Raw genomic sequence first — 4,309 nt, 5'->3', positions numbered from 1 at the left:
CACCGCCCCCGAAAACCCCCGAGTGAAAAATGGACAAGGTGCCACATGGTCGGAAACGCCTGCCGAGAATTTGGCGCCGCCTGCAGCGGCAATCGATCTCTTCCTACGATCCTCACCTTGTTTATCAGGGGTTCCCTCGCTTGGTGAAGGAGATCCAGGAGCATAGTTCCTCTATGGGGAAAGCGGAATGAAGATCTCCACACGGGCTTCGGCCCGCCATGCCCTCAGTTGCTCCTGGATCCGATGCTGGCGAAGCCGATCCCTCTGATCTTCCGAGAGCGGGCGCGCTGGATCCTTTTCCACTACCAGAAGCAGATGATATCCCTGGGGAGTGGCCACAAGGGCGATCTGCCCCGGCGGCGTGGCGAAGGCCGCCTCCTCCAGCTCCGGGATCGACAGCGTCCCCCGGGCGAACCATCCCAGGTCGCCTCCCAGCTCCCGAGTCGCTTCGTTCTCAGAGTGCTGACGGGCCAGCTCGATGAAATCCTCCCCGTGCTGCAGGCGAGCGAGCAGGTGGCGGGCTTTCTCCTCGCTGGATACCTGGATGTGCCGGGCGTGGACCTGCTCGGTGGCTGATGGGATATCAGCGGTCAGGCGTTCGAAGACTTTCTGAGCCAGCATTGCGGAGCGCTGGTTGCGTCGGAACTCCTCCTCGGTCATCCCCAGCGCGACGAGCCGTTGGCGGAACGCTTCCGGCCCCCCACTTTCGCTCACGAACTGAGCCAGCGCCGTCTCCACCTCCTCCGGCGACACGGTGAGCCCCATGGATGCCGCATGCTGTTCGATCAGGATCTCCTCGATCATGCCTTCCAGGATCTGACGGGGCAGCTCCGCCAGACGGCGTCGCCCCTCCTCCGAGGCAGGGTCCAGGCCGTTCCGGATCCACTCCTGCTCATAGGCGGCGACCCGTTTCTCGAACTCCGACAGAAGGATGGGGGTGCCGTTCACCCGCGCTGCCAGCGCTGGGGCTGAGACAGGAGGAGAGGGCATTCGCGCTGAAGGAGCAGCGGTGGGCTGGGAAAGGGATTGACAGCTGGTCAGGACTATAGCCAGCAAGGCAAGGATCGATCTCCGCATATCTGGGCTTCCTCCGGAATGGGCTTCACGGGCAACGAAGTTCGAGCGGCTGAGAGCCGCGTCTTCGGTGGCCCTCCCCAGGGGTCTCATGCTTTGTCCAGCTACGAAAGGGAGATTGGGGGGACCGATTCCGAGCTCTCCTGAGGGGCCGGGGCACCGACGGGGCGCCCCAGCCCAAAAGGATTTTTTCTCCCTCTCCCCAGGGCCCCGGGAGCCCTGGGGAGAGGCCTGGCCTGCTTCCCTCACCTCACCGTGGGCGCTCAGATCGGACTTGTCGCATGAAGTTGCATATAGCGTGATGGGAATACGATGGTAAGAGCGTGCTGCCCCGTAGGCCTCCCGGGATCAAGGGGCGAGGGGATGTCGCATGGACGCTTTCTGGTAAATCTGACTCAAGAAGGCGTGGAAATCCCGCGCGTCGCGCCAGGCCTGAGGCTGCAGGGAACGGTCCGAAGGAGAGATCAGAAAAGCGACTTCCTGCGCGCCGCCGAGGCCGCCGTGGGTTCCCCGCTGATCCTCAAAGGTTACGACAGTTCGGCCGTCCCAGGCTCCTAACAGGATGAGATCGCCGCTCTCCGGCAATCGGGCCAGGCGGGCCAACTCCTGGGCCGCCCGCTCCGGATCCAGCCAGCGTCCTTCCATCGCCATGCGTTCCGGATCCACCAGGGGATCCTGGCCGTGGATCTGAGATCGGCCATCTGGGCGGACGATCCGGGCCCCATGTCGGCCCATCAGGAACACATTCTCGCCTTCCCGTCCGATGACCAGACCGATCCCAGGGTGTTCGATCAGGGCGTCCAGCAGATGCGGCCACCGGATGGCGATCTCGCTCAGCGAGAGGGTCTCAGGGGCGATGGTGATATAGACATGGGCCAGGGGGCCCGAGGCCCGAACCACGATATCGGCTGGGGGGTGGGCCGTTCCTCCGGGGGCTTCCCGAGAGGTGGAGGCCTGGCGCTGCACATAGGCGCGGGCGGCCCGCACCATGCGGGCACCGCGAGGGGAAAGCGTCCGCTCCAGGCCGCGCATCTCGGCCATCAGATACCGCCACGACCGCCAGCGGCGATCCTCCGGCTCCACCGTCTCATCCATCGTCACCGGTTGCATGATGTGATCCCGAAGGAGATCCCCCAGACGGCGGCCGAAACGGCGGGCGAAGGATTCGGCGGGAGTCATCCCGTGATCCGAGAAGATGTAAAGATCATATGGGCGCTGGGCGAAGCTGGCCATCCGATCGATCTCCCGCAGATAGGCATCGATTCGGCGGAGCGCTCGGAGCGCCACGGGGTGATCCGGCCCATACCGATGCGCGGCCTCGTCATACAGGACATAGATCGCATACAGCGGGGAGATCCCCCGATGCAGATCCATGCTGATGCCGAATGTCAGCAGCTCATGGAGCAGCGCGTTGCCCAGGGCCAGAAACCCGGTGCGGAAGAGCCCAGTAGGATCTCGTAGGAAGCGCCCCCAGGCTTCCCAGGAACGAACACCATACCACAGCTCGTCTATGATATCCCGGACCACCGTTCGGATGATTCGCCAGATCCGCCCCGGGCTCAGCAGCATAATCAGGAAAAGACCGGCGCCCCGAACTCCTCCCAGCAGACCCGGCAGGCCCATCGTGCTCAGAGTAAAGATCGTCCGCGTTGCTCCCCCATCGAACAGGCTGGCGTAGCAGGCCCCGCCCCGAAGCAGCCCCCCGGCGTTCTTCCAACGCGCGGCGATCCGCCGCGCGTGATCCGGCCGTTTCATCACGATGAGCTCCCGCTGGGCCTTCTCATACCATCGGAACCCCGGGATCGCATCGAGCTGGCCATAGAGCAGGGCGGCGGTCACCACAGGGGTTGTGGTGGGGAACCCGGCGAACCACGGCGAGACCTGAAAACGGCCCTTCCGGATCTGTCGGGATAGATACGGCATCCGTCCTTCCTGCAGGGCCCGCTGAAGATGATCGAAAGAGAGGCCATCGATCTGGATCAACACCAGTCCCCGTTCTAGGGTCGGCGGCGCCTCCGGCTGCCCCATCCGCCGGCCCAGGAGGCGATATTTCGCTTGGTAAACCCACCGGATGACCGGTTTCATCGCGCGGCGCGTTCCCTTACCCTGCAGAGGGCAGGAGAAGAGCCGGGCAGAGGCGTCTTTGGCCGCCTCGTCCGCTTCACATGTCCTTCCGAAGGAGAGCTTCGATCTGTTCCCAGGCGAGCCAGCCCATGAGTCGGCCGTTGCGGACCACCAGGAGACCGGGCTCCTCTCCCTGGGCGAAACAGGACCAGGCGGAGGCGATGGAAGCTTCCCCATCCACCATCCGAAGCGTCCTCCGTCGGAATCCTCCTGGATCCAGGAAGAGACCCTCCGTCCATTGGCCAGCGGTCTCCACCGGAAGGAGGGGTTGCCCGCTGTGGGCCAGCAGCCGGCGAGCAGCTGGAAGCGCGACCCGGTCGTTCACCGCGATCCGCAGTGGTTGCGGATAGGGAGCCACTGGGATCCGCCGCAGGCGCTCCTGGCGGCTGAACTGTCGAGCCTCCTGTAAGGCCTGGCTGAACAACCACATCGCCACCGTCATCGTCACCAGCCCGCCCGGATCACGGTTCATAAACTGCCAGATCGCCAGGCCGCTGATGCCGATCGCCCCCGCCTGTCCCATTCGCAGCGCCAGCTGGGTTCCCCGGCCCTCGCCCAGCCCCATCGCCAGCAAGCTCCGCAGGATCCGGCCGCCATCCATGGGGAAGATCGGCAGGAGATTGAACCCTCCCAAAAGGAGGTTTAAAAGCCACAGAGTGGACCAGAATCCCCAGCGTCCTCCCTCCGCTTCCCGGGGGATTCCGCCCAGCCCCAGGGCGCTCAGGCTCAACGCGATGAGGAGGTTCACCGCTGGGCCGGCGAGGGCGATAACGAACTCCGCGCCAAAGCGACCGGGCGGCAGGCGCACCGCGGTGAACCCGCCCAGCGGCCAGAGAACCACGGAGGTCACCGGCGTCCGGAGCAAGCGGGCGGCCAGCAGATGGCCGAGCTCATGCAGCAGCACCAGGCCGAACAGAAGCCCCCACCAGAGCCCCTGGCGAAGGGCCTCCTGCCATCCCCCGAGCGCCCCGGCGCCTGCCACCGCGATCCCCAGCAGCGCCAGCTGGGTTCCCCGGCCCTCGCCCAGCCCCATCGCCAGCAAGCTCCGCAGGATCCGGCCGCCATCCATGGGGAAGATCGGCAGGAGATTGAACCCTCCCAAAAGGAGGTT

At 65.2% G+C, this 4,309-nt stretch carries 3 protein-coding genes; all 3 read right to left on the bottom strand.

All coding sequences use genetic code 11. The features are described from left to right. Positions 1 to 171 precede the first annotated feature (171 nt). Positions 172 to 1,077: a SurA N-terminal domain-containing protein gene (locus NZM16_RS10405; RefSeq protein ID WP_295451459.1), complete on the bottom strand. Its 906-nt coding sequence runs from the start codon at positions 1,075 to 1,077 to the stop codon at positions 172 to 174. Positions 1,078 to 1,422: 345 nt separating this feature from the next. Continuing rightward, positions 1,423 to 3,159, bottom strand: a complete 1,737-nt coding sequence (locus NZM16_RS10400; RefSeq protein WP_295451461.1) for an alkaline phosphatase family protein — start codon at positions 3,157 to 3,159, stop codon at positions 1,423 to 1,425. 76 nt (positions 3,160 to 3,235) lie between these two features. Beyond that, on the bottom strand, positions 3,236 to 4,309 hold a 1,074-nt coding region (locus NZM16_RS10395; RefSeq protein WP_295480275.1), incomplete at its 5' end, for a site-2 protease family protein.

The sequence above is a fragment of the Thermoflexus sp. genome (genome assembly GCF_025055495.1).
GTDB lineage: Bacteria > Chloroflexota > Anaerolineae > Thermoflexales > Thermoflexaceae > Thermoflexus.
The sequence above is the reverse complement of the archived record's forward strand: the minus strand, read 5'-3'. Positions and strand labels throughout refer to the sequence as shown.

What these genes read in the sequence shown, in the direction of transcription:
- NZM16_RS10400 (WP_295451461.1), bottom strand. Translation starts at nt 3,159, where the DNA reads ATGAAACCGGTCATCCGGTGGGTTTACCAAGCGAAATATCGCCTCCTG.
- NZM16_RS10405 (WP_295451459.1), bottom strand. Translation starts at nt 1,077, where the DNA reads ATGCGGAGATCGATCCTTGCCTTGCTGGCTATAGTCCTGACCAGCTGT.